The sequence below is a fragment of the Variovorax sp. P4_B10 genome (assembly GCF_056402375.1).
In genome coordinates, this window is record NZ_JBFUHN010000008.1 from 56,097 (window position 1) to 78,594 (window position 22,498).

At 66.7% G+C, this 22,498-nt stretch carries 23 protein-coding genes; 12 read left to right on the forward strand and 11 right to left on the reverse strand.

The annotated features are described in order from the left end of the window. The first annotated feature begins 24 nt into the window (after positions 1-24). Together AC1DXX_RS06245 and AC1DXX_RS06250 are read left to right on the forward strand one after the other, a co-directional pair. Positions 25-1,617: an MFS transporter gene (locus tag AC1DXX_RS06245; protein ID WP_478133303.1), complete on the forward strand. Its 1,593-nt coding sequence runs from the start codon at positions 25-27 to the stop codon at positions 1,615-1,617. Positions 1,618-1,629: 12 nt separating this feature from the next. After that, on the forward strand, positions 1,630-3,123 hold the full coding sequence (locus tag AC1DXX_RS06250; protein WP_478133304.1) for a flavin-containing monooxygenase: 1,494 nt from the start codon (positions 1,630-1,632) through the stop codon (positions 3,121-3,123). Between the two features lie 61 nt (positions 3,124-3,184). Here the strand turns inward: AC1DXX_RS06250 and AC1DXX_RS06255 are convergent, their stop codons facing one another. The 3 genes from AC1DXX_RS06255 to AC1DXX_RS06265 form a co-directional block, all read right to left on the reverse strand. Beyond that, positions 3,185-3,601, reverse strand: coding sequence for a hypothetical protein (locus AC1DXX_RS06255; RefSeq protein ID WP_478133305.1), 417 nt, complete (start codon positions 3,599-3,601; stop codon positions 3,185-3,187). A 115-nt stretch (positions 3,602-3,716) separates the two neighbouring features. Next, positions 3,717-5,897 carry a catalase/peroxidase HPI gene (katG, locus tag AC1DXX_RS06260; protein WP_478133306.1) on the reverse strand — a complete coding sequence of 727 codons (2,181 nt, stop codon included), beginning with the start codon at positions 5,895-5,897 and terminating at the stop codon, positions 3,717-3,719. A gap of 135 nt (positions 5,898-6,032) precedes the next feature. Beyond that, positions 6,033-6,542 (reverse strand): HD domain-containing protein, encoded by a 510-nt coding sequence (locus AC1DXX_RS06265; protein WP_478133307.1) that lies wholly within the window; start codon positions 6,540-6,542, stop codon positions 6,033-6,035. Positions 6,543-6,776: 234 nt separating this feature from the next. Here AC1DXX_RS06265 and AC1DXX_RS06270 point away from each other — a divergent pair, with 234 nt between their 5' ends. Together AC1DXX_RS06270 and AC1DXX_RS06275 are read left to right on the forward strand one after the other, a co-directional pair. Continuing rightward, positions 6,777-7,817: a LacI family DNA-binding transcriptional regulator gene (locus AC1DXX_RS06270; protein ID WP_478133308.1), complete on the forward strand. Its 1,041-nt coding sequence runs from the start codon at positions 6,777-6,779 to the stop codon at positions 7,815-7,817. A gap of 28 nt (positions 7,818-7,845) precedes the next feature. Next, complete coding sequence (locus AC1DXX_RS06275) at positions 7,846-8,847, forward strand: NAD(P)-dependent oxidoreductase (RefSeq protein ID WP_478133309.1); 1,002 nt, start codon at positions 7,846-7,848, stop codon at positions 8,845-8,847. A 122-nt stretch (positions 8,848-8,969) separates the two neighbouring features. Here the strand turns inward: AC1DXX_RS06275 and AC1DXX_RS06280 are convergent, their stop codons facing one another. After that, positions 8,970-9,752 (reverse strand): alpha/beta fold hydrolase, encoded by a 783-nt coding sequence (locus AC1DXX_RS06280; protein WP_478133310.1) that lies wholly within the window; start codon positions 9,750-9,752, stop codon positions 8,970-8,972. A 171-nt stretch (positions 9,753-9,923) separates the two neighbouring features. Beyond that, a complete protein-coding gene (gene soxR / locus AC1DXX_RS06285) occupies positions 9,924-10,403 on the reverse strand; it encodes a redox-sensitive transcriptional activator SoxR (RefSeq protein WP_478133311.1) in 480 nt (159 codons plus the stop codon). 89 nt (positions 10,404-10,492) lie between these two features. On the opposite strand from soxR, the gene AC1DXX_RS06290 reads away from it, so the two are divergent. Both AC1DXX_RS06290 and AC1DXX_RS06295 read left to right on the forward strand, forming a co-directional pair. Continuing rightward, entirely contained in the window at positions 10,493-10,831 is a 339-nt protein-coding gene (locus tag AC1DXX_RS06290) for an antibiotic biosynthesis monooxygenase (RefSeq protein ID WP_478133312.1), read from the forward strand. A gap of 127 nt (positions 10,832-10,958) precedes the next feature. Continuing rightward, positions 10,959-11,435, forward strand: coding sequence for a VOC family protein (locus tag AC1DXX_RS06295; protein ID WP_478133313.1), 477 nt, complete (start codon positions 10,959-10,961; stop codon positions 11,433-11,435). A gap of 12 nt (positions 11,436-11,447) precedes the next feature. On the opposite strand, the gene AC1DXX_RS06300 is transcribed toward AC1DXX_RS06295, so the two are convergent. From AC1DXX_RS06300 to AC1DXX_RS06320, 5 genes are all read right to left on the reverse strand, one after another. Next, positions 11,448-12,863, reverse strand: coding sequence for an MATE family efflux transporter (locus AC1DXX_RS06300; RefSeq protein WP_478133314.1), 1,416 nt, complete (start codon positions 12,861-12,863; stop codon positions 11,448-11,450). Next, positions 12,860-13,435, reverse strand: a complete 576-nt coding sequence (locus AC1DXX_RS06305; RefSeq protein WP_478133315.1) for a DUF2239 family protein — start codon at positions 13,433-13,435, stop codon at positions 12,860-12,862. The genes AC1DXX_RS06300 and AC1DXX_RS06305 overlap by 4 nt, the downstream gene beginning before the upstream one ends. A 64-nt stretch (positions 13,436-13,499) precedes the next feature. Then, positions 13,500-13,940: a MarR family winged helix-turn-helix transcriptional regulator gene (locus tag AC1DXX_RS06310; protein WP_478133316.1), complete on the reverse strand. Its 441-nt coding sequence runs from the start codon at positions 13,938-13,940 to the stop codon at positions 13,500-13,502. Then, on the reverse strand, positions 13,937-14,293 hold the full coding sequence (locus AC1DXX_RS06315) for a GIY-YIG nuclease family protein (protein ID WP_478133317.1): 357 nt from the start codon (positions 14,291-14,293) through the stop codon (positions 13,937-13,939). Before AC1DXX_RS06315 ends, AC1DXX_RS06310 begins: the two co-directional genes overlap by 4 nt. Positions 14,294-14,358: 65 nt before the next feature. Then, positions 14,359-14,865, reverse strand: coding sequence for a hypothetical protein (locus AC1DXX_RS06320; protein ID WP_478133318.1), 507 nt, complete (start codon positions 14,863-14,865; stop codon positions 14,359-14,361). Between the two features lie 321 nt (positions 14,866-15,186). Between AC1DXX_RS06320 and AC1DXX_RS06325 the strand changes: the two genes are divergently transcribed. The 6 genes from AC1DXX_RS06325 (at position 15,187) to AC1DXX_RS06350 (ending at position 22,093) form a co-directional block, all read left to right on the forward strand. After that, the gene (locus AC1DXX_RS06325) at positions 15,187-15,981 is read left to right on the forward strand and encodes a LuxR C-terminal-related transcriptional regulator (RefSeq protein WP_478133367.1); all 795 of its coding nucleotides are present in this window, start codon (positions 15,187-15,189) and stop codon (positions 15,979-15,981) included. 36 nt (positions 15,982-16,017) lie between these two features. Further along, on the forward strand, positions 16,018-17,001 hold the full coding sequence (locus AC1DXX_RS06330) for a sensor histidine kinase (protein ID WP_478133319.1): 984 nt from the start codon (positions 16,018-16,020) through the stop codon (positions 16,999-17,001). A gap of 80 nt (positions 17,002-17,081) precedes the next feature. Beyond that, complete coding sequence (locus AC1DXX_RS06335; protein ID WP_478133320.1) at positions 17,082-19,457, forward strand: Tex family protein; 2,376 nt, start codon at positions 17,082-17,084, stop codon at positions 19,455-19,457. A 24-nt stretch (positions 19,458-19,481) separates the two neighbouring features. Beyond that, positions 19,482-19,901, forward strand: a complete 420-nt coding sequence (locus AC1DXX_RS06340; protein ID WP_478133321.1) for a DUF3592 domain-containing protein — start codon at positions 19,482-19,484, stop codon at positions 19,899-19,901. Between the two features lie 35 nt (positions 19,902-19,936). Next, positions 19,937-21,010: a patatin-like phospholipase family protein gene (locus AC1DXX_RS06345; protein WP_478133322.1), complete on the forward strand. Its 1,074-nt coding sequence runs from the start codon at positions 19,937-19,939 to the stop codon at positions 21,008-21,010. A gap of 102 nt (positions 21,011-21,112) precedes the next feature. Further along, entirely contained in the window at positions 21,113-22,093 is a 981-nt protein-coding gene (locus AC1DXX_RS06350) for a tripartite tricarboxylate transporter substrate binding protein (RefSeq protein WP_478133323.1), read from the forward strand. A gap of 12 nt (positions 22,094-22,105) precedes the next feature. Here the strand turns inward: AC1DXX_RS06350 and AC1DXX_RS06355 are convergent, their stop codons facing one another. Further along, positions 22,106-22,492: a DUF4150 domain-containing protein gene (locus AC1DXX_RS06355; RefSeq protein ID WP_478133324.1), complete on the reverse strand. Its 387-nt coding sequence runs from the start codon at positions 22,490-22,492 to the stop codon at positions 22,106-22,108. Positions 22,493-22,498: the final 6 nt, after the last annotated feature.

The following is a 22,498-nucleotide window of genomic DNA, read 5'->3' on the forward strand; positions in this document are numbered from 1 at the left end:
AACCGAATAGATCGGAGACTCTCCATGGCACAGATCGGCAAGGCGCCCTGCGACGACACGCTGATCCTGCACGGCGCCGGGGCAGCAGAGGGCGCCTGCCCCGAGGCCTCGAAACCCTGGGTGCTCGCCGCGGCCATCGTGGGGTCGAGCATGGCCTTCATCGACGGCACCGTGGTCAATGTCGCGCTGCCGGCGATCCAGGCCGATCTGCAGGCAACGGCGTTCCAGGCGCAATGGGTGGTCGAGTCCTATGCCCTGCTGCTGGCGGCGCTGCTGCTGGTGGGTGGCGCGCTCGGCGACCACTATGGCCGGCGCCGCATCTTTGCCATCGGCGTCGGCCTCTTCGCGCTCTCTTCGGTGGCCTGCGGGCTGGCCGCCAACGTGCAGCAGCTCATCGCAGCGCGCGCCGTGCAGGGCGTCGGCGGGGCCCTGCTGGTGCCCGGCAGCCTGGCGCTCATCAGCGCGGCCTTTCCTGAAAAGGAGCGCGGCAAGGCCATCGGCACCTGGTCGGGCTTCAGCGGCATCACGGCGGCCGTGGGGCCGGTGCTGGGCGGCTTCCTGGTCGATCACTTCTCGTGGACCTGGGCCTTTCTCATCAATGTGCCGATGGCGCTGCTGGTGTTGTGGATCACATGGCGGCACGTGCCCGAAAGCCATGGCGCGTCGGCCAGCGGCGGGCTGGATTTCTGGGGCGCACTGCTGGCGACCGCCGGGCTCGGCGGCGTTGTCTACGCCTTCATCGAGGCGCCCACGCAGGGCTGGGGTTCGCCGGCCGTGATCGCGGCACTGGGCGTCGGCATCGTGGGGAGCGCGGGCTTCATTGCGGTAGAGCGCAAGGCGCGTACGCCGATGCTGCCGCTGGGCTTGCTGCGCATCGGCAACTTCAGCGGGGCCAACCTGCTGACCTTGCTGCTCTACGCCGCGCTGGGCGGCGGGCTGTATTTCTTCCCGCTCAACCTGATCCAGGTGCAGGGCTACTCGGCCACGGTAGCGGGGGCGGCGCTGCTGCCGTTCATCTTCATCATGTTCGCGCTCTCGGGCTGGGCGGGGCAACTGGTCGACCGCTTCGGGCCGCGCCTGCCGCTGGTCATCGGGCCTGCAATTGCGGCGGTGGGCTTCGCGCTCTTTGCGGTGCCGGGCGTGGGGGCGAGCTACTGGAGCGGGTTTCTGCCCGCGGTCGTCGTGCTGGGCTTCGGCATGACGGTCACGGTGGCGCCGCTCACCACCACCGTCATGAACGCGGTCGGCCCCGATCTGGCGGGCGTGGCCTCGGGCGTCAACAACGCGGTGTCGCGTGCGGCGGCGGTATTGGCAATCGCGGTGTTCGGCGCGATCATGGCCTGGGCTTTCGATGCCGCGCTGGCCGACAACCTGCGCGAGATGGGGGCATCCGCGCAGGTGTCGGCGTTTCTCGAAGGCGAGCGGAGCAAGCTGGCCGGCGCGGCATTGCCGCCGGGCGTCGATGCGGCCACGGCTGCGGCCGTCAAGCGCGCCGTGGCCGAGTCTTTCGTCGCGGGCTTTCGCTGGGTGATGCTGTTGAGTGCCGGGCTCGCCGTGTCGAGTGCGTTGAGTGCCTGGCTGATGATTCGCAGGGGGCCTGCCGCCGACAACCAATAGGGGACTGCATCCGTGGAAGAAGAACACGTCGACGTCCTGATCGTCGGCGCCGGCCTCTCGGGCATCGGTGCCGCCTATCACCTGCAGGCGAACTGCCCGGGCCGCAGCTACGCGATCCTCGAAGGGCGGGAGCGCAGCGGCGGCACCTGGGACCTGTTCCGCTACCCGGGCATCCGCTCGGACTCCGACATGTACACGCTCGGCTATTCGTTCCGGCCGTGGACGCAGGCCAAGGCGATTGCCGACGGGCCGTCGATCCTGAAGTACGTGCGCGAGACCGCGGCGGACAACGGCATCGACCGGAAGATCCGCTTCAACCACCGTGCGGTGCGTGCCTCGTGGTCGACACCCGATGCGCGCTGGAGCGTGGATGTCGAGCGCGGGCCGGACCGGGAGCCGGTGCGATTCAGCTGCAACTTTCTCTTCATGTGCAGCGGCTACTACAACTACACCGCCGGCTACACGCCCGAGTTCGCAGGCACCGCCGATTTCACCGGCCGCATCGTTCATCCGCAGCACTGGCCCGAAGACCTCGACTACCGAGGCCAGCGCGTGATCGTGATCGGCAGCGGCGCCACCGCGATGACGCTGGTGCCCGCGATGGCCAAGACCGCCGCGCACGTGACGCTGCTTCAGCGTTCGCCCACCTACGTGATCGCGCGGCCGGCCGAAGACCGGCTCGCCAACCGGCTGCGCCGCCACCTGCCGGCCCGATGGGCCTACGGCATCACGCGCTGGAAAAACGTGATGCTGGGCATGCTGTTCTTCCGGCTCTCGCGGCGCAGGCCCGAGCGCGCGAAGCGGATGATCCTCGGCGGCGTGCGGCGTGCCCTGGGGCCGGACTACGACATCGCCACGCACTTCACGCCGCGCTACAACCCGTGGGACCAGCGCCTGTGCCTCGTGCCCGATGGCGACCTGTTCGCCGCGCTCAACGCGGGCCGCGCGTCGATGGTGACGGACCACATCGACACCTTCACGCCGCGCGGCATCCGGTTGAAGTCGGGTGCGGAGCTGGGGGCGGACCTGATCGTCACCGCCACCGGACTCGACCTGCAGGTGCTGGGCGGCATCGAACTGGACGTGGACGGCCGGCGCGTGGATCTGGCCACGACCTTCAACTACAAGGGAATGATGTACAGCGACGTGCCCAACCTGGCTTCGTCGTTCGGCTATACGAATGCCTCGTGGACGCTCAAGTGCGACCTGACCTGCGGGTACGTCTGCAGGGTGCTGAACCACATGGACAGGCACGGCTGGCGGCAATGCATGCCGCGCAACACCGATCCCGCGTTGACGCCGCAGCCGTGGATCGATTTTTCTTCAGGCTACGTGCAGCGCTCGGTCGGCAAGTTTCCGAAGCAGGGCTCGCGCGCGCCGTGGCGGCTGTACCAGAACTACGCGCGCGACATCGTCAGCCTGCGCTTCGGCGCGGTGGACGATGGGGTGATGGCGTTCTCCAATCGGGCTGCGCTCACTGGTGTTCTGCGGGGAAGACCTTCGTGACCCGGTGATCATTCGTTCGTGCCTCGCTTGGTCTTCGGGTGTCTTGAGGCAAAGCAAGCCCTCAGGTCAAGAAGAACAACGCATGTTGCCGGTGCATGTGCGCCCGGTCGAGCAGCCATTGCCTGAGCGCGAACCTCCCCAGTCGCTCTGCGACCGGCGCACAGCGCGCATAGGCCTGGGCCAGGAGTTCGTAGTGGGTGTCCAGGGCGCCTTCATCACCAGGCAAGCCCGAGGCGAGAGGTGCACCCCCTTCAAGAAGGGGGCACACACCCATGCCCTGCATCTCCAGGATCAGCCTCTGCCGTTCGAGCAGCAGGTGCTGCTGCGCGTGGGCTCGCCGCTGCGGCCCCAGGGCGCGGAAAATCCGTTGGGCTTCCGCGCCGCCGACCACCATCAGGGTGACATCGAGACGAGCAAACAGATGCAGCCACGACTCGATGTCTATTTCTTCAATCAGCGCCGGCTCGTTCGCTTTCATGAATTGTCTCCATGGCCGGGCATGATCTGCCGCGACTCGTTTCTTCTTCTCAGTGCATCAAGGCATCAGGTCGTCGAACGCAACGACGACCTGATCCGGGCTCTACCCTCCGGGATCACGCAAGGTCGTAGCGATCCAGGTTCATCACCTTGGTCCAGGCCGCGACGAAGTCGCGGACGAACTTCGCCTCTGCATCGGCACTTCCATAGACTTCGGCCAAGGCTCGCAGCTGGGAGTGCGAACCGAAGACGAGGTCGGCGCGCGTGCCGGTCCACTTGCGCTGGCCGGTGCTGCGATCGCTTCCTTCGAACACGTCCTGGTCCGCCGATGCCGGCTTCCACTGCACGCCCATGTCGAGCAGGTTCACGAAGAAGTCGTTGCTCAGCGCCTCCGGCCGCTGGGTCCAGACGCCGTCCTGCGACTGGCCGACGTTGGTGTTCAGCACACGCAGGCCGCCCACCAGGACCGTCAGCTCCGGCGCGCTCAGGGTCAGCAGCTGCGCCTTGTCGACCAGCAGGGCCTCGGACGAGACGCTGTACTTGCCCTTCAGGTAGTTGCGGAAGCCATCCGCGACCGGTTCGAGCACGGCAAAAGCGTCCACATCGGTTTGCGCCTGCGAGGCGTCCATGCGGCCTGGCGTGAAGGGCACCGTCACGGCGTGACCCGCTTTCTTCGCCGCCTGTTCCACGCCGGCCGAACCGGCCAGCACGATCAGGTCGGCCAGCGAGATCTTCTTGCCGCCGGACTGCGCGCCGTTGAATTCGCCTTGGATGCCTTCCAGCGTCTTCAACACCTTCGCCAGTTGCTCGGGTTGGTTGACGACCCAGTCCTTCTGCGGTGCGAGACGGATGCGCGCACCGTTCGCCCCGCCGCGCTTGTCGGAGCCGCGGAAGGTGGAGGCCGACGCCCAGGCGGTCGACACCAGCTGCGACACCGACAGGCCCGAAGCGGCGATCTTGGCCTTGAGGGCAGCGACGTCCTTGTCGTCGACCAGCGGGTGATCGACCGCGGGGATGGGGTCTTGCCAGAGCAGTTCTTCCGCCGGGACCTCGGGGCCGAGATAGCGCGCGCGCGGTCCCATGTCGCGATGCGTCAGCTTGAACCAGGCGCGGGCGAACGCGTCGGCGAGCTGGTCCGGGTTCTGGTGGAAGCGCCTGGAGATCTTTTCGTAGGCCGGGTCGAGCCGCAGCGAGAGGTCCGTGGTCAGCATGGTCGGCGCACGACGCTTGGACGGGTCGTGGGCATCCGGAATGATGCCGGCCCCCGCGCCGCCCTTGGCGACCCACTGGTGCGCACCGGCCGGGCTCTTGCTCAGTTCCCATTCGAAGCCGAACAGGTTGTCGAAGAAGAAGTTGCTCCACTGCGTGGGCGTCTGGGTCCACGTGACTTCCAGGCCGCTGGTGATCGCGTCGCCGCCCTTGCCGGTGCCGAAGCTGTTGGCCCAGCCGAGGCCTTGCGCCTCGATGCCGGCGCCTTCCGGCTCCGCGCCTACATTCTTGACATCGCCGGCGCCGTGCGTCTTGCCGAAGGTGTGGCCGCCGGCGATCAGCGCGACCGTCTCTTCGTCATCCATCGCCATGCGGGCGAAGGTCTCGCGGATATCCCTGGCGGCAGCGATCGGGTCCGGATTGCCGTTGGGGCCTTCGGGGTTGACGTAGATCAGGCCCATCTGGACGGCCCCGAGCGGGTTCTCGAGCTCCCGGTCGCCGGTGTAGCGCTTGTCATCGAGCCAGGTCTTCTCGGAGCCCCAGTAGACGTTTTCTTCCGGTTCCCAGACGTCCGCGCGCCCGCCGGCAAAACCGAAGGTCTTGAAGCCCATCGACTCCAGGGCAACGTTGCCCGCGAGGATCATCAGGTCGGCCCAGGAGATCTTCTTGCCGTACTTCTGCTTGATCGGCCACAGCAGCCGCCGCGCCTTGTCGAGGTTGCCGTTGTCCGGCCAGCTGTTGAGCGGCGCGAAGCGCTGCTGTCCCGCACCGGCGCCGCCGCGGCCGTCGGCGGTGCGGTAGGTGCCGGCGCTGTGCCAGGCCATGCGGATGAACAGGGGGCCGTAGTGGCCGAAGTCGGCCGGCCACCAGTCCTGCGAGTCGGTCATCAGCGCCACGAGGTCCTTCTTCACTGCCGCGAGGTCCAGGCTCTTGAATTCCTCGGCGTAGTTGAATTCCGTCCCCATGGGATCGGACAGGGTCGACTGCTGGTGCAGGGCATTCAGCTTCAGCTGATTGGGCCACCAATCCCGGTTCGTCGTGCCGGCGCCGGGGGCGTGATTGAAGGGGCACTTTGCTTCGGTTGACATAGGAGTCTCTGCCTTTTTCGTGGTGGATGAAGGTTAGGTGAGCGACAAGAATATGCAACGGGTATGCAATGAGGAAATTGAATGATCGAAATTCATCAATAGTCACAACCTATGTTTTTCGCACGGCTGCGTCGATCATTCGGCAACGCCTTGCAGCAACTGGTCCAGTTCGGACCAGAGTGGATTGCATTGCCCCTCGCGGAACGCCGCCGCCCTGAAGGTCGGGTGTTCGCCGCGATAGGTTTCCCAGAGCGCGAGATGCCCATCGGCCACGCAGGCCCGCACATTGGCGAGCCGATCGGCGGCCTTGACCACGAGCGCCAGTTCTTCATCGCCGCTCACCTGGCTCAGCGCCGCGTAGGTCTTGGTCTTGCGCTCCTTGCGGTTGGCGCCGGGCGCGTCCGTCAGCAGCGCGACGCATCGGGCCACGAGGTCGCCGAAGCGCGACTGCACGTCGGACACCGTGGCGTCGGTGTCCTCGACCACGTCGTGCAGGTAACCGACGACTTGCGCCTTTTCTCCGTAGGGCTGGAGGAGGGCGACCACTGCATCCAGGTGGTGGGCGTAGGGCCGCGTGCCGTACTTCTGGTCGCCATGCATCTCGATGGCGTAGCTGCGGGCGGCGTCGGGTGTCGATGAGGTCATGGAGGCATCCAGTGGTGGTTCCATTCTGCCCTTGGCCCCGGCGGCCCTGCCTCGTTCACCAAGGAAAACACCTATGGCAACCGCATGGCCGGCTCCCTGTGCATAGATACAGTCAATCTGAAAATACTTGGCCGTATGGTTCGCTCCCCCTTGTGCCGCTGGTGCTCGTGTCGGCGTTCTCCCGGTGGCTGCCGGCGCGCATGGGTTTGTGACAATGAGAAAAGGAGGGATTTCGTGAGCCGAATCACCGATGTGGCCCGGAGGGCCGGCGTATCGACCAGCACCGTGTCGAACGTGTTGAACGGGCGCAGCGAACGCATGGCCCCCGGGACGCTGGCGCGCGTCGAGGCCGCCATCCGCGAACTCAAGTACCGGCCCAACACCTCGGCGCGGCAGCTCAAGACGGGCTACACGCCCCTGATCGGCCTGCTGGTGCCGTCGATGGCCAACCCGATCTACGGCTTCATCGCCCGGGAGATCGAGACGCTGGCGCAGGAACGCTACGGCTTCCGCATCATGATCGGCAACACCTACCGCGATGCGGAAAAGGAAACGCATTTCTTCGAAGACCTGATGGCGCATGGCGTGCGCGGCGTGATCATCATTTCCTCGCTGGTCGACGAGCAGCATGTGGAGGCGGCCGCCGAGCGCGGCCTGGTGGTCGTGAGCTACGACCGCCGGGCCACGCCGGGCCTGCCATCGGGGATCGACCATGTGACGGTCGACAACTTCGAGTCGTCGCGCATCGCCGCCGCACACCTGATCGCGCAGGGGCACCGGCGGCTGGCCTTCGTCACGCCCTCGGGCCGCACGATGAGCCGGAACGAGAAGATCAACGGTTTTCTCGCCGCGGCGAAGAGCGCGGGCCTCGAAGGCAGCGCGCAGGTCATCGAGAGCCTGCCGATCGACGAGTACGGCGATTCGATGATGAGCGAACTGGGCCGCATGCAAGCCAACCTGATGGCGAAGTCGCCCGGTCGCCCGACCGGCGTGATCGGCGTCAACGACCTGCTGGCCTTCGGCCTGATGGCGGGTTTTCGCGATGCCGGACTCTCGGTGCCGCAGGACGTGTCGGTCATCGGGATCGACAACATGTTTCTCTCCACGCTGATGCACCCCGCGATGACCTCGGTGCGCGTGCCCGTGCCCGAGATGGCGCAGGTGATGGTCGAGCGGGTGATGAGCCGGCTGGCAGACGCTTCGCTGCCGGCGCAGGAGTTCGTCTTTGCGCCCACGCTGGTGGCGCGCGATTCGGTGGCGTCGCCGCGCGCCTAGGTTTTCCCTTTCGCAAAGTTCTCTTTTCATGACCACGGTTTTCGTCAGCCATCCGCAGAGCAAGCTTGCCCACTATTTCGGCGAGCGCGCCACTGCCGCCTTGCGGGCCATCGCGCAGGTGCATTTCAACCCCACGGACAACGACCTGTCCTCCGCCGAACTCGCCGGGCTGGCGCAGGGCTGCGACGCGATCGTTTCGTACCGGCAGACGGTGGGCGACGAGGCGCTGTTCGCCGCGCTGCCGGCGCTGAAAGCCTTCGTGCGCTGCGCCATCGACATCCGCAACATCGACGTGGCCTCGGCCAGCCGGCATGGCGTTCTGGTGACGCAGGCGAGCGCGGGGTTCGTCGCGTCGGTGTCGGAGTGGATCGTGGGCGCGATGATCGACCTGGGGCGCCACATCAGCGCGTCGACCGCGCTGTACCACGCGGGCCAGCCGGTCGCTCCGGCGATGGGCCGGGAACTGCGCGGCAGCACGCTGGGCGTGATCGGCTACGGGCAGATCAGCCGCTACCTCTGCGACGTGGCGCTGGCGCTGGGCATGCGCGTCGTGGTGCACGACCCGCATGCCTCGACCGGGCGCCCCGAGTGCGAGCAGGTCGAGTTCGATGCGTTGCTGGCGCGGTCGGACTTCGTGGTCTGCCTCGCGCCCGCCAACGAGGCGACAGAGAGCATGATGAATGCCGCCGCCTTCGCCGCGATGCAGCCGCATGCCTTCTTCATCAATGCCTCGCGCGGCAACCTCGTGGACGAAGACGCGCTGCTGGCCGCGCTCGACGCCGGCACCATCGCCGGCTGCGCGCTCGACGTGGGCCGCGCGCCCGACCAGATGCCTTCGCCGCGCGTGGCTGCGCATCCGCGCGCGATCGCCACGCCGCACATCGGCGGGCTCACGCCGCCCGCTGTGGAGCACCAGGCAATGGAGACGGTGGCCCAGCTGGCCGAGCTCTTCCAGGGGCGGGTGCCGAAGGGGGCGGTCAATGCAGCCGAGGCCTATCGCTGGCAGAAGGCTTTCGGCCAGCGCGGCTGATCTCTCAGTTCATCACACCACTCACCGAGACGCTTCATGGAATCCACCCGCAACACGCGCTATCCCGGCGCCTGCGACGGCCACGTGCACATCTACGAAGACCGCTTTCCGCTGATTCCGCTCTACCGGGCGTGCTTCGCGAGAAAGCGTTCGATCACGGTAGCGAAGTACGGCGGGCATTCCTGCATCGGGTAGTGCCCGCAGTTCGGAACGCGCAGCAGCTCGGCGTGGGGATGCCATGCCAGAAAGCTCGCCTGCATCGCAGCCTCGTCGATGCCCGGATCGTGCTCGGCCACGATCACCAGCCAGGGCGTTGCCAGGCCACGGACCTCGGCGGAGAAATCGGTCCGGGCGAACATCTCCAGATACCCGCGTCTGCACGCCGGTGCGACGGTGGTGCGGCTTTGCTTCAGCTTGGCATCGACCCATCGCTCCGACAACGTGCCGCTGACGTAGCGGATCAGCCGACGCAGATGGTCGTCGTTGTCCGCGGTGCTTGCGAGAAACGCGAACGCGGCATCGTCGACCTGCGAGCCCGCGGCGGATATGGGGCAGACTGCGACAGCGCTCTGGACGCGGGCGGGTGCGTTCGCCGCGAGGCGCTGGGTTGCCATGCCCGTCATCGAATGTCCGAGGACGTGAAAGCGCTGCCAGCCCAGTGCGTCGGCCACGTGCAGGCAGTCGCTCGCGATCTCGTCGACCGTGTACCGCCCGGGGATGTGCCTCGAGCCGCCGTAGCCGCGCAGATCGATGAAGGCGTAGGTGAACGCGCTGCCGTCGAGATAAGGCCGCAGTGCGTCGTAGGTGGTGTGGTCGCCGTTCCAGTCGTGCATGACGAGGACCCGTTCAGGGCCGTGGCCGTGCAGCGTGTGATGGAGGAGGGCGGGTGAGTCTGTGTGGCGCATTGCAGTGGTTCCTTGTTGTTGCGTGAACAAAAAGAAAACGCCCTCGCGGCGGTGGGCCGGGAGGGCGTTGGCGGTGTGTGGATGTCGCGGCGGGCAGGCGGCCTCGACAAAGTGATGCGAGAGTAGCCGATGAGGGCGCGTTGCACAAGCGATGCCGGCCACGGCGGACATTCAATCCCGCCGATGCGACTTCACCCACATGCGCTGGGGTCCTTGGCCCTCGGCTGCCAGCTTGTCCAGAGGATTGCGCAGCTTGCACCGGTCGATCGACAGGCAGCCGCAGCCGATGCAGTCGTCCAGCGTGTCGCGCAGTTTCTTCAGCTGCGCCATGCGTTCGTCCAGGTCGGCCCGCCATGCGGCCGAGAGCCGTGCCCAGTCTTCGCGGCTGGGTGCGGCGGTAGAGGGGAGGGTCGCCAGTGCGGCGCCGATGTCGGCCAGCGAAATGCCTACCCTTTGTGCAACACGTACGAACGCAACACGCCGCAGCGCCTCGCGCGGGTACCGGCGCTGGTTGCCCGCGGTGCGCGAGCTGCCGATCAGCCCCTGCGCTTCGTAGAAGTGCAGCGTGGACACCGACACGCCGCTGCGGCGCGCGACCTCGCCGACGGTGAGGGTGGGAGAAATACCGGCCCGTTGCAGTGCATCGTTCATCAAAAAACCTCTTGACCTCAACTTTACTTGAGGTTTGAGAATGCGTTCCAGCGAGCAGGCCCTGCGCGCATATTCATTGAGGAAACTTCATGTCGAACGCATCTCCCACAAGCCCGTCCACCCCGGTGTTCCGCATCGACAAGTTCGTCGTGCCCACCGACGTGCTGCCGTCTTTCGTCGCGCAGATGCAGCGCGTGCAGCAGACCTTGCGCACGCTGCCGGGCTGCCTGCGCAACCATGTGCTCACGCAGACCGGCGGCCCCGGCGAGTTCAACGTGATCACGCTGGTCGAATGGGCGAGCGAGCAGGCGGTCGCCGCGGCGCAGGTCGTTGTCAAGAAAAAGTTCGCGCAGGAGGGCTTCGATCCGGTCGCATTCGTGCAGCAGAACGGCGTGCGGGCCGACATGGGCTTCTACGGCAGTGTGTGAGCTTTTCTGCAAGGGCGCTCCTGCCGGACAACGGGTGCGCACCGCTTGACGGCGGACGCTCTTCGATTCGATACTGAACCCCTTGGTTCATCATTTCGTTGGCAAGCACCCGATTGAAGGAGACCCCATGCAAAGGATCACCCCCTGCCTCTGGTTCGACGGCAACGGCGAGGACGTGTTGAATTTCTACACCGGCATCTTCCCGAACTCCCGCGTGGTCGACCGGCTGAACTGGCCCGCCAACGGTCCGGGCCCGAAAGGCGGCCTGCTGACCGCGACCTTCCAGCTCGACGGCCAGGAATTCATGGTGCTCAACGGCGGCCCCCAGTACAAGTACACCCCGGCTCTCTCGCTGTACGTGCCATGCGAGACGCAGGCCGAGGTCGACCACTACTGGGACAAGCTGCTCGAAGGCGGCGGCCAGCCCGTGAAGTGCGGCTGGCTCACCGACCGCTTCGGCGTCTCGTGGCAGGTTGCGCCCACGGCCATGATCCGCATGTTCCAGGACAAGGACCCCGAGAAGGCCGGCCGCGCGATGCGCGCCATGATGGAGATGGTCAAGCTCGACCTCGCGGCGGTGCAGCGGGCCTACGACGGCCGCTGACCCCCGCGCGGATCAGACCAGCCGGTGGATGGCCTTCTTGCGCCACACCAGCTGGTAGTACGCGGTCTGCAGCAGCAGCATGGCCCCGAAGGTCACGGGGTAGGCGATCCAGATGCCGTCGAGCCCGATGCGGTGGCTCATGACCCAGGCCACCGGCACTTCGATGCCCATGATGCAGACGATGGAGATCAGCGTGGGCACCAGCACCGAGCCGCTGGCCCGCATGATCCCCGAGATGGCCGCGGCCATGCCGAAGATCACTAGGCTCCACAGCATGATGTGCAGCAGCGTCTGCGCGATTTCGATCACCGGTGCGCTGGTGATGAAGAAGCCCATGAGGGGGCGCGAGAACAGGTAGCCCAGCAGCACGAGGCCGCCGGTCAGCACGAGGTTCATCATGAGTGCCGTCTGCGCGATCGCACCGAGCCGGTTGGCGCGGCCGGCGCCGATGGCCTGTGCGCCGAGGATCGAGGCGGTGATGGCGATCGAGATCGCCGGGAACTGCACGTACGCCACCACCTGGTTCACCGCGCCGTAGGCCGCCGTGGCGTTCGAGCCGTAGCTGTTGACCATCGAGAGCAGCACCACTTCGGCCAGTGCCACCACGATCATCTGCACGCCTGTCGGCACGCCGATCTTGAGCACGGCCTTCAGCAGGTGAGGCTGGATGCGCAGGCTGCGCATGAACGCTGCGTCCGGCGCCAGCGGGCTTTTGCGCCGGCGCAGCCGGAAGCCGAGCCAGGTGGTCGCCACCGCGAAGGACAGCACCGAGGCCCATGCGCCGCTCGCCACGCCGAGTTGGGGCAGGCCGCCCCAGCCGCGGATGAGCGCCGGCGTGACCACCAGCCCGATCAAGGTCGAGATCACCAGCGTGAGCAGCGGCGTGACGGTGTCGCCCACGCCGCGGAGCATGGCCGTGGCGAGCAGGAACATGAACACGCCCGGCATCGCGATCAGCATGATGCGGGCATAGCGCGTGGAGTCGGCCAGCACGTCGGGCGGCGTGCCGAGTGCGGCCAGCATCGGCGTGGTGAAGGCGCCGCCGAACACGGCAATCACCAGCCCCATCAGCAGGCCCACGGAGAGCGTGGTGCCGGCCACCGCCTTGACCTTGGCGACATCGCGCGCGCCCCAGGCCTGGCCGATCAGGACCGAGGCGCCGGCGCCCAGGCCGATGATGAAGGCGATGAAGAAGAACATCACCGGGAAGAAGCTCGACACGGCCGCGAGCGCACCGACGCCGAGCATCTGTCCCACGTAGACGTTGTTGAGCGTGCCGGAAAGCGACTGCAGGATGTTGCTGAGCAACATCGGCGCGAGGAAGAAGAGAAAGACCTTCCACAGCGGACGCGGCGCGTCGACGGGCGCCACTGGCGCGCCCTGCAGGCCGCTCTGGCCGGTGGCTGCGCTCTCGGGGGTTGCTCTCATGCAGCGGTGCTCCAGCCGGCGGCGGACAATTTCTGAAGGTGGGTGCGCAGGTCCGCAGGCCAGGCGTCGATCAATGCCTCGAAGCGGTTCCGCTCGCCGGCGAACAGCGCGCGAGTGGCCTCCTCGAAGCCGGGCAGGGCGCCGGCGATCGCGGTCATGAAGCGGTAGGTGGCTTCGCGCGACGCGCGCACGGCGTCGCGGTCGGCGTTGACGCGGCTCGCTTCCTGCACCAGCCGCCGCAACGCGACCGAGGCGCCACCGGGCTGGCGGTTGAGCCAGTCCCAATGGCGCGGCAGCAGGGTGACTTCGCGTGCGACCACGCCGAGTCTCGGGCGGCCCACGCCGCGCGGAGTTTCTTCATGGGTCTCGGCGCTGGCCGCATGCGTCACGACGCCGGCCCGGTTGTGCACGTCGAAGTCGAGCAGTTCACCGGTCTGTTCGTCGAACACGAGGTAGGGCGTGTCGTCCTTGCGCTCGCGCAATTGTGCGAGCACTTCGGCGGTGCTTCCCTGGGCGATGCGCTTGAATGCGGCGAAAACAATCAGGTTGATGGGTGGCGTGTCGGATGGCATGTCGGATTTCTTTGTTCTTCCGGGTCCGGTCGAAACGAGGTGCGTAATCTACCCGTTGAACGGTTCAGGCGTGCGGTGTGTCGTCGTGGCAAAGCGCAAGGAGCGCGGCGTTGATTTGCGGCAGGCTTTCCGGGGCCAGCGATTTCACCGCATCGGCGCAGATTGCTTCGGCGGTCATGACTGCAGCTTGCATCATTTTTCTGCCGCCGGGGCGAATGGTTGCATGGCGGCGGCTGTCCTCATTCGCGCCGGCCGTGCGCTCGGCCAGTCCCGTTTTTTCGAGCAGGACCATTTTGCGAATCAACGCCGAGATCGGCAACCCCAGGGATCGCGCAAGGTCGGCCATCGCCATGCGGCCGCCTTCGGCGCACAGGAGCAGATGGAGCAGCGTGAAGTCTTCGTAGTTCAGGCCGTGGAAGGCGCCCAGGTCCTCGTGGAGCTTCAGGTTCAGGCTGGCATGGGCACGGCCGATGTTGAGGCACAGGCCCAGTGGATCGACGCTCATGGCGTGTCGTAGCCCTGGTCGCCGTGGCACTGGAGCTCCTCGCGCCAGAGCGCGAGGAGTTTCTCGAGTTCCGCGGTGCGGTCGAAGGCGGGGTCGTCGCGCTCCTTGACCCGGTCGATCACCTCGAAGCTGAAGTGCGCCGCACCGTGCGCGGCCCAGTCGCGCACCAGCGCCTTGTTGCGGTGCGAGCGCAGGCCGAGTTCGAAGCGGGCGCGGTTCATCGCGCCTTCGACGTCGAGACTGCCCGCCACGTAGACGCGGCCGCTCAGCGTGTTGCGGATGATGAAGACGCCCGCGGGGCGCACCGTTTCCTTGTATTTCCTGACGAGGGCGCGCCTCGTCTCTTGTGGCATGTTCATGCTGCATATATTACCCGGGTGAAATTAAAAGAACAATACACCCGGGTAAAAATAAGCGATCAGCTTTCACGCAATCGCCGCCATCCCCGCGCGAGCCGGCGATTGAGGGCCCGGACCACGCGCCATGGCCGGCTCTGGCGAACGAGGTTCAGCACGTGGTCCTTCCAGGCTTTCCAGCGCGGATACCAGCGCGCGAACCATGGAATGCGCATCAGCGGACCTTCGACCAGCTGGAAGATGCGCGCCACGACGGCCGTGCCCGCCAGCTTGGCGAGCACGAGCACGGTCACCCCGCTGGCGGCATGGCCGTGGCTGAAGAGAAAGAGGGCCAGCACCTTGACCGGCAACAGCAGCAGCACCGGCACGAAGAACGCCAGCAGCGCGCCCCAGGGTGGCAGCCTGCGCAGGCGGTCTTCAAGGCGCGCCCAGAAGGGAAGGCGAGAGAGCCGCGCGACGAGTGCGGCGAGTGGTACCCATCCCCATTCCTCGAAGAGCAGGAAGGGAACGATGAGGACCGTGGCGGCTGCGCGGAGCAGGGCGCGCAGAGCGCGCACGAGGGGTGTCATGCGCGAAGGGTACGGCATCGCGCGGGCGGATGGCCCGAGCTACTTCCGGGCTGGGCGGAAGAACAGGGACTCGTTGCGACCCAGCGCCGGCGCGAACTCCGAGGCTATGACGAAAGTTATGTGCAAAGCACCCGGAGACTCGGCCCAAAGTTGCTCTCCGGACGGTGGACTTGTCGTTTTTACCTCTTTAGTACACATTTACCCCTCTTGCAACAAGGTGAAACTAAAGTAATCAAAAAGGTAGCAGAATCACAACTGAGTAGAAATGAATTAACTTTTGCTCACGAACGGTCGGCGTTTATTTGTCACAAGGGGATCGAAGTGGAAAACGAACTCGATGTTTCATTGACAGATGGTGATGGAAGTGCTAGGCGATATGCCAATCCTGGCCAGTTCGGCGGACTGCTCGCTGCGTCTGCCGACACGCTTCCGTGGCCCGACTTTCTGACCGGGCAACAGACCAAACCGGTGCGGGTCTTGCTGGTGGATGACGATCCCTTCGTCAGACGCGTCATTGCCCAGGAATTGCTGAGCGATCTGCGCATCCAGCTCGAAGGGCAGGCCGGAACCCTGCGCGAGGGCCGGCGTCTTCTGATGCAGCATGAATTCGATGTGCTCATGGTCGATATCCGCCTCGGCGACGGCAGCGGCTTCGAGCTGATCGACGAGGCCAAGAAGCACCGCAGCGCAGCCGAGATCATCGTCATCTCGGCGCTGGAGGACGAACCCCAGGTGCTGCATGCGTTCGAACTCGGCGCCTCCGGATACCTCGTGAAGAACGCATGGTTCCAGAGCTATGCGCAGGCTGTGCTGCAGGTGGTGAACGGCGGCGCCGCCATCACCCCCCGGCTCGCGCGCAGGCTGCTCGTGCACCTTGACCACCAGCGCGCCAACCCGAGCCCGGTCCGCCCGCCGGACAGCAGGGCCACACTGTCCACGCGGGAGCGCGAAGTGTTGCGACTTGTTGCCACCGGGTATGTTACCGAAGAGATCGCGGTGCAGCTCACGATCAGCGCGCAGACCGTCAATGCCCATGTGAAGAACATCTACCGCAAGCTGCACGCCCACACCCGCGCGCAGGCCGTGAGCTTCGCCTCGCACCGCGGACTGCTCTGACGGCACCGCCACGATGCGCAGATCGCGGAACTGCTCATGTCGTCGCCGGTACTTCATCTACCGCACTATCTGGAAGATCAGTTCGTGTGGCTCTCGATCGCCTCGTGGTGTGCGCTGCTGATCTGGCTGTGGCCCCGCGCGACGCGCCAGCGGATGCTGATGTGGATCGCGCTGGCCTGTGCGCTGCACCTGACCCCGCTGACGGGGCAGTTGCTCAGGGCGACAACGGCAGTCACCGCGCTGGGCCGCGAAATACCGGTCGCCTTCTGGGCGCTGCAGGGCATCAACGTTCTGGTGTTCTTCATGATCGTCGGCATCTGGTACGTGTCGCGCCGCCGCGTCGCGCGCTATCGGCAGGTGCAGGCAGTGCTGGCCGAGCGGCATCGCATCGCCTGCGATCTGCACGACGGCGTGGGTTCCCGGCTGGTGGCGCTGCTGGCCAGCAATGACTCGCGCTCGAGCGAATCGCGCGCACTCTCGATGGCCCTTCAGGCCTGCCTGCTGGAACTCCAGATGACGGTGGACTCCCTGGACGACCAGGCCTCCGCCACGATCGTCGAGAGGCTGGGCCACCTGCGCTACCGTTTGCAGCCGGCCTTCGACAGGCTCGGCATCCGCCTCGTGTGGAATGTGCGCGACGTGGCGCTCGCGCATCCCATGTCCCCCGATTCCGCGATGCAGGTCTGCAGGATCGCGCAGGAGGCCTTGTCCAACGTGATGCGTCATTCGCAAGCCAGCCGGGTGGAGGTTCGTTTCGGACCGCAGGAGGGTTCGCGCGGGTTGGTGCTCGAAGTGCAGGACAACGGCCGCGGACTCGGTCTTGGCCCCGACGCATCGGGAGGCACGCTGCCCGATCACCTCGGCAAGGGGCTTCGCAGCATGCGCGCACGTGCGAACGCATTGCACGGCGAACTGGCCGTCGAGGATGCCGTTCCCCACGGGCTGTGCATCCGCCTCGTGCTGTCCGGCGAGGCGCTGGCACAGACCGCTGCCGAACCCGAAGCCACGGGGACCCTGTAACAGGCCCGGCAGGGCTGGCAGCCGGGGCCCGTCGGCGCCTATGGCAAACTTCCGCGCTTTGCCAGGGATGCGCTCAAGACATGCAGAAAATCATTCGCCAGCTCGCCACTGAAATCAAGGTCGGCGAGCACCAGGTGAAGGCCGCCGTCGAACTGCTCGACGAAGGGGCCACGGTTCCATTCATCGCCCGCTACCGCAAGGAAGTGACCGGCGGGCTCGACGACATCCAGCTGCGCGAACTGGAAGCACGCCTTTCGTACCTGCGCGAACTCGAGGACCGCCGCGTGGCGGTGCTCAAGAGCATCGACGAGCAGGGCAAGCTCACCCCGCAGCTGCGCGCCGCGATCGAATTCGCGCCGACCAAGCAGGAGCTCGAAGACCTGTACCTGCCGTTCAAGCAGAAGCGCCGCACCAAGGGCCAGATCGCCCGCGAATTCGGCATCGAGCCGCTGGCCGACAAGCTGCTGGCCGACCCCACGCTCGACCCGGCGGCGGAAGCCAAGGCCTTCCTGCAGCCCGCCACCACGCTGGACGACGGCAAGCCGGGCCCCGATTTCTCCACCGTGCCGCTCGTGCTCGACGGCGTGCGCGACATCCTCTCCGAGCGCTGGGCCGAAGACGCGGTGCTGGTGCAGCGCCTGCGCGAATGGCTCTGGGCCGAAGGCCTGCTCAAGTCCAGCCTGATGGCCGGCAAGGACGAGAACAACGCCGACATCGCCAAGTTCCGCGACTACTTCGCGTACGACGAGCCCATCGGCCGCGTGCCTTCGCACCGCGCGCTGGCCGTGTTTCGCGGCCGCGCGCTGGACATCCTCGACGCCAAGCTGGTGCTCCCGGTGGAGCCCGAGCCGGGCAAGCCCAGCATCGCCGAAGGCAAGATCGCGCTGCACCTGGGCTGGAGCCATGCCGGCCGGCCGGCCGACGACCTGCTGCGCAAGTGCGTGGCCTGGACCTGGCGTGTGAAGCTCGCACTCTCCACCGAGCGCGACCTGTTCACCCGCCTGCGCGAAGACGCCGAGAAGGTGGCGATCAAGGTGTTTGCCGACAACCTGCGCGACCTGCTGCTGGCCGCACCCGCCGGCCCGCGTGTCGTGATGGGGCTCGACCCGGGCATCCGCACCGGCGTGAAGGTGGCCGTGGTCGATTCCACCGGCAAGCTGGTCGAAACCGCCACCGTGTTCCCGCACGAGCCGCGCAAGGACTGGGAAGGCTCGCTGCACACCCTCGGCAAGCTCTGCGCCAAGCACGGCGTGAACCTCATTGCCATCGGCAACGGCACCGCCAGCCGCGAGACCGACAAGCTCGCCGCCGACCTCATCAAGCTGCTGGCCAAGATGGCCGCACAGGCCGGCGCACCCGAGATCAAGGTCGACAAGGTGGTGGTCAGCGAGGCCGGTGCTTCCGTCTATTCCGCGAGCGAGTTCGCCTCGCAGGAAATGCCCGACGTGGACGTGAGCCTGCGCGGTGCCGCCAGCATTGCGCGGCGCCTGCAGGACCCGCTGGCCGAGCTCGTGAAGATCGACCCCAAGAGCATCGGCGTGGGCCAGTACCAGCACGACGTGAACCAGAGCGAACTCGCGCGCACCCTGCAGGCCGTGGTCGAGGACTGCGTGAACTCGGTGGGCGTGGACCTGAACACCGCGAGCGTGCCGCTGCTGAGCCGCGTCTCGGGCCTGTCGGCCAGCGTGGCGAAGGCGGTGGTGCGCTGGCGCGAATCGAACGGCGCGTTTTCCACCCGCAAGCAGTTGCTCGACGTGACCGGCTTCGGCCCCAAGGCCTTCGAGCAGAGCGCGGGCTTCCTGCGCATCCGCGGCGGCGCCGACCCGCTCGACATCACCGGCGTGCACCCCGAAACCTATCCGCTGGTCGAACAGATCATCGTCAAGACCGGCAAGCCGATTGCCGAGCTGATGGGCCGCGCCGAGATGCTCAAGACCCTGAAACCCGAGCTTTTCGCCAACGAGAAGTTCGGCGTCATCACGGTGAAGGACATCCTGGGCGAACTCGAGAAGCCCGGCCGCGACCCGCGCCCCGACTTCAAGGTGGCGCGCTTCAACGACGGGGTGGACGACATCAAGGACCTGGTCGAGGGCATGGTGCTCGAAGGCACGGTGAGCAACGTGGCCCAGTTCGGCGCCTTCGTCGACCTCGGCGTGCACCAGGACGGCCTGGTGCATGTGAGCCAGCTGAGCCACAAGTTCGTCAACGATGCCCGCGAAGTCGTCAAGACCGGCGACATCGTCAAGGTCAAGGTGATGGAAGTGGACGTCGCGCGCAAGCGCATCGGCCTGTCGATGAAGCTGGACGCAGCGCCCGCGCGCCGCGACGGGCCGCGCGACAACCGATTCGAAGGTGCCGGTCGTGGCAATCAGCAACAGCCGCGACGCGACAACTCGCCGCAGCCTGCGGGCCAGATGGCCAGTGCTTTCGCCAAGCTGCAGGGGTTGCGCAAGTAGGCCGCAACGCCAAAGGAGAGACCGATGCCGCAAGAGGATTCGTCTGCCGCGCCAACGCCCACCTGGGCCGCGCTGCTGTTCATCGGGCTCGGTGCCGGATTCCTCATTGCCGTGTTGATGAGCGGCTGGACGCAATGGCAGTTCGTGCAGCGCGCGGCGGCTGGGGGCGGCAGCGTGGTCAAGCTCAATGCCGGCGGTTCTCACCCGCAAATACGCTTCACGACCCGGACTGGCGAGGTGCTGGAGTATCCCCAGGGCGGCATGATCTTCGGCTACAAAGCGGGCGAAGCGGTGACGGTGCTGTACGACCCGGGCAATCCGCGCGACGCCGTCGTCGACAACTTCGGCGCGATCTGGAGTACGCCGGGGTTCCTGCTGCTTCTCGGGCTGGGCTTCGTCATCGGCGGCACGTCCTCGCTGCGGCGACGCAGCGACAGGAAATGAACGCTGTTTCCGAGCTCCGCAGACCTCGCCCTCATATGAAGGCCCTGCGCATCTACGCCGGCCCCGCGGCCCGCAAGCACATCGAGCAGCACGGCCTGCGCCCGCAGGACGTGCGCACCATCCCCGGTGCGGCGGGCGGGCCCAAGGGCCTGATCCTCGGGCCGCTCGACCGCTTCATCTTCGGCCGCTGGCTCACGCGGTCGAGCCAGCCGGTGCATCTGGTGGGCGCATCGATCGGCGCGTGGCGGCTCTCGACGGCCTGCCTGTCCGACCCGGAGGCGGCTTTCCAGCGCTTCGAGCACGACTACGTGCGCCAGCAGTTCGAAGTGCCGACGGGGCAGAAGCGGCTCAGTCCGCGCCAGCTCAGCGAACGCTTCGCCGAAAGCCTGGTCGACTTCTATGGCGGACGCATCGGCGAGGTGCTGAACCATCCGCGCTATCGCCTGCACGTGGTGACCTCGCGCGGCCGCCACATCCTCGGGCGCGAGGGCAGGGCGCGCACGCCCTTCGGCTACCTTGGCGCCTTCGCCTCCAACAGCGTCTACCGCAAGAGCCTGGGCGCCTGGCTCGAACGCTGCGTATTCTCCACGCCGGGCGCGGCGCTGCCTTTCGGCACGCAGGATTTCCGCACGCGCCAGCATGCGTTGAGCGAAGCCAACTTCAACATGGTGCTGCAGGCCTCGTGTTCGATTCCTTTCCTGCTCGCCGCGGTGCACGACATCCCGGGCGCGCCGCGCGGTGCTTATTGGGATGGCGGCATCACCGACTACCACCTGCACCTCGACTACCAGCCGGCCGACGAGGGCATCGTGCTGTATCCGCACTTCCAACGCGCGGTGGTGCCGGGCTGGCTCGACAAGGGCCTGCGCTGGCGCCACAAGTCCACGGGTTTCCTCGACCGCATGGTGGTGCTCGCGCCCGATCCCGAGTGGGTGAAATCGCTGCCCAACGGCAAGCTGCCGGACCGCAAGGACTTCATCCATTTCCAGAACGACACGCAGGCCCGCATCATGGCCTGGGGCAAGGCCACGCGCGAGGCGCGGCGGCTCTGCGACGAGTTCGAGGACTGGCTCGCCAACGGACGCACGCCCGAAGTGCTTGCGCTTTGAGCGGACGAGGGCGCGTGCCGCCGGGCAAACCCTGACGGCCGCGGCATGTGGCGCTTCGAGAATGGCCCGATCCATCCAGAAGCAACAAAGGGCCCCGCCACCATGCCTCTCGCCACGCTGACACGCCGCCGATTCACGCTCGCCGCCGCTGCAACAAGCCTTGCCGTTCCGTCCTTCGCCCAAAGCGCCTGGCCCAGCAAGCCGATCCGCATCGTCGTGCCCTACACGCCGGGCGGCTTCACCGACCAGATGGCGCGGCTCGTGCAGGTCGGCCTGCAAGCGCGGCTCGGCCAGCCGGTGCTGGTCGACAACAAGCCCGGCGCCAACAGCCTGATCGGCGTCGACGCCATCGCCAAGGCAGCGCCCGACGGCACGACCTTCGGCGTCGTCATCGCCGCCTATGCGGCCAACACCACGCTGTACCCCAAGCTGCCCTACGACCCGCAAAAGGACCTCACGGGCGTTTCGCTGATGGGCATCTCGCCCCTGCTGGCCGCGGTGAACATCAATGCGCCGTTCAAGACCGCGCGCGAGCTCATCGATTACGCCCGCGCGAACCCCGGCAAGGTGAGCTTCGGCTCCTCGGGCAACGGCTCGGCCGCGCACCTGACGACCGAGCTGTGGAAGTCGCTGACGCAGACCTACATGATCCACATTCCGTACCGCGGCGCGGTGCCTGCGCTGACCGACCTGATGGGCGGGCAGATCCAGCTGTTCTTCGATGCGCCCACCGGCCTCATCAACCAGGCCAAGGCGGGCAAGGTGCGGCTGATCGGCGTGGCGGGCGACAAGCGCCTGCAGGCCGCGCCCGAGGTGCCCACCTTCATCGAGCAGGGTTTTGCAGGCTTCACCGGCAGCACCTGGGCCGGCATGCTGGCACCGGCCGGCACACCGCGCGACGTCGTCAAGCGCATGTCCGAAGAGGTGGCGCGCATCATCAAGAGCGACGAGACGCGTGCCAAGCTCGATGCCATGGGCACCATTCCAGTGGGCAGCACGCCCGAGGAGTTCGACGCCTTCATCACCACGGAGACCGCCAAGTGGGGCAAGGTCATCCGGACCGCAGGCGTCAAGGCGGAATAGAAAGCCCCATCGTCAGGCCGCCAGCACCAGCACCTTGAACTGGCTGGGCACGATGCGCATGCCCAGGATGTTGTTGCGGTTCTGTACCGACAGGCTGGTCATGCGCGTGCAGGGCGAGCCCTTGAGCAGCACGGTGAACGCACCCGTGATGTGTCGCGACGGCCCCATCACGGTTTGCGACACCACGCCCATCAGCACGCCCGCGTTGTCGCCATTGGTGATGGGCGTGGTGGTCGCAAGGTTGTGGGCCGGCGTGCCGCCGTAGAGGATGTTCCAGGCGTTGGGAATGGCGGTCGGCCCCAGCGCGAAGTTGGGGTAGGGGACGGGGATGGCCGGCGGTGTCTTGCAGACATCGGGAAAGGCGAGGTCCATGCCCATCATCTGGGAGTTGGCAAACATGCAAAG

Bases quoted from the DNA above. Each gene is read 5' to 3' on its own strand.
- AC1DXX_RS06245 (WP_478133303.1), top strand. From the start codon at position 25: ATGGCACAGATCGGCAAGGCGCCCTGCGACGACACGCTGATCCTGCAC.
- AC1DXX_RS06255 (WP_478133305.1), bottom strand. From the start codon at position 3,601: ATGAAAGCGAACGAGCCGGCGCTGATTGAAGAAATAGACATCGAGTCG.
- katG (WP_478133306.1), bottom strand. From the start codon at position 5,897: ATGTCAACCGAAGCAAAGTGCCCCTTCAATCACGCCCCCGGCGCCGGC.
- AC1DXX_RS06265 (WP_478133307.1), bottom strand. From the start codon at position 6,542: ATGACCTCATCGACACCCGACGCCGCCCGCAGCTACGCCATCGAGATG.
- AC1DXX_RS06275 (WP_478133309.1), top strand. From the start codon at position 7,846: ATGACCACGGTTTTCGTCAGCCATCCGCAGAGCAAGCTTGCCCACTAT.
- AC1DXX_RS06280 (WP_478133310.1), bottom strand. From the start codon at position 9,752: ATGCGCCACACAGACTCACCCGCCCTCCTCCATCACACGCTGCACGGC.
- soxR (WP_478133311.1), bottom strand. From the start codon at position 10,403: ATGAACGATGCACTGCAACGGGCCGGTATTTCTCCCACCCTCACCGTC.
- AC1DXX_RS06290 (WP_478133312.1), top strand. From the start codon at position 10,493: ATGTCGAACGCATCTCCCACAAGCCCGTCCACCCCGGTGTTCCGCATC.
- AC1DXX_RS06295 (WP_478133313.1), top strand. From the start codon at position 10,959: ATGCAAAGGATCACCCCCTGCCTCTGGTTCGACGGCAACGGCGAGGAC.
- AC1DXX_RS06300 (WP_478133314.1), bottom strand. From the start codon at position 12,863: ATGAGAGCAACCCCCGAGAGCGCAGCCACCGGCCAGAGCGGCCTGCAG.
- AC1DXX_RS06305 (WP_478133315.1), bottom strand. From the start codon at position 13,435: ATGCCATCCGACACGCCACCCATCAACCTGATTGTTTTCGCCGCATTC.
- AC1DXX_RS06310 (WP_478133316.1), bottom strand. From the start codon at position 13,940: ATGAGCGTCGATCCACTGGGCCTGTGCCTCAACATCGGCCGTGCCCAT.
- AC1DXX_RS06315 (WP_478133317.1), bottom strand. From the start codon at position 14,293: ATGCCACAAGAGACGAGGCGCGCCCTCGTCAGGAAATACAAGGAAACG.
- AC1DXX_RS06320 (WP_478133318.1), bottom strand. From the start codon at position 14,865: ATGACACCCCTCGTGCGCGCTCTGCGCGCCCTGCTCCGCGCAGCCGCC.
- AC1DXX_RS06330 (WP_478133319.1), top strand. From the start codon at position 16,018: ATGTCGTCGCCGGTACTTCATCTACCGCACTATCTGGAAGATCAGTTC.
- AC1DXX_RS06335 (WP_478133320.1), top strand. From the start codon at position 17,082: ATGCAGAAAATCATTCGCCAGCTCGCCACTGAAATCAAGGTCGGCGAG.
- AC1DXX_RS06340 (WP_478133321.1), top strand. From the start codon at position 19,482: ATGCCGCAAGAGGATTCGTCTGCCGCGCCAACGCCCACCTGGGCCGCG.
- AC1DXX_RS06345 (WP_478133322.1), top strand. From the start codon at position 19,937: ATGAAGGCCCTGCGCATCTACGCCGGCCCCGCGGCCCGCAAGCACATC.
- AC1DXX_RS06350 (WP_478133323.1), top strand. From the start codon at position 21,113: ATGCCTCTCGCCACGCTGACACGCCGCCGATTCACGCTCGCCGCCGCT.
- AC1DXX_RS06355 (WP_478133324.1), bottom strand. From the start codon at position 22,492: ATGTTTGCCAACTCCCAGATGATGGGCATGGACCTCGCCTTTCCCGAT.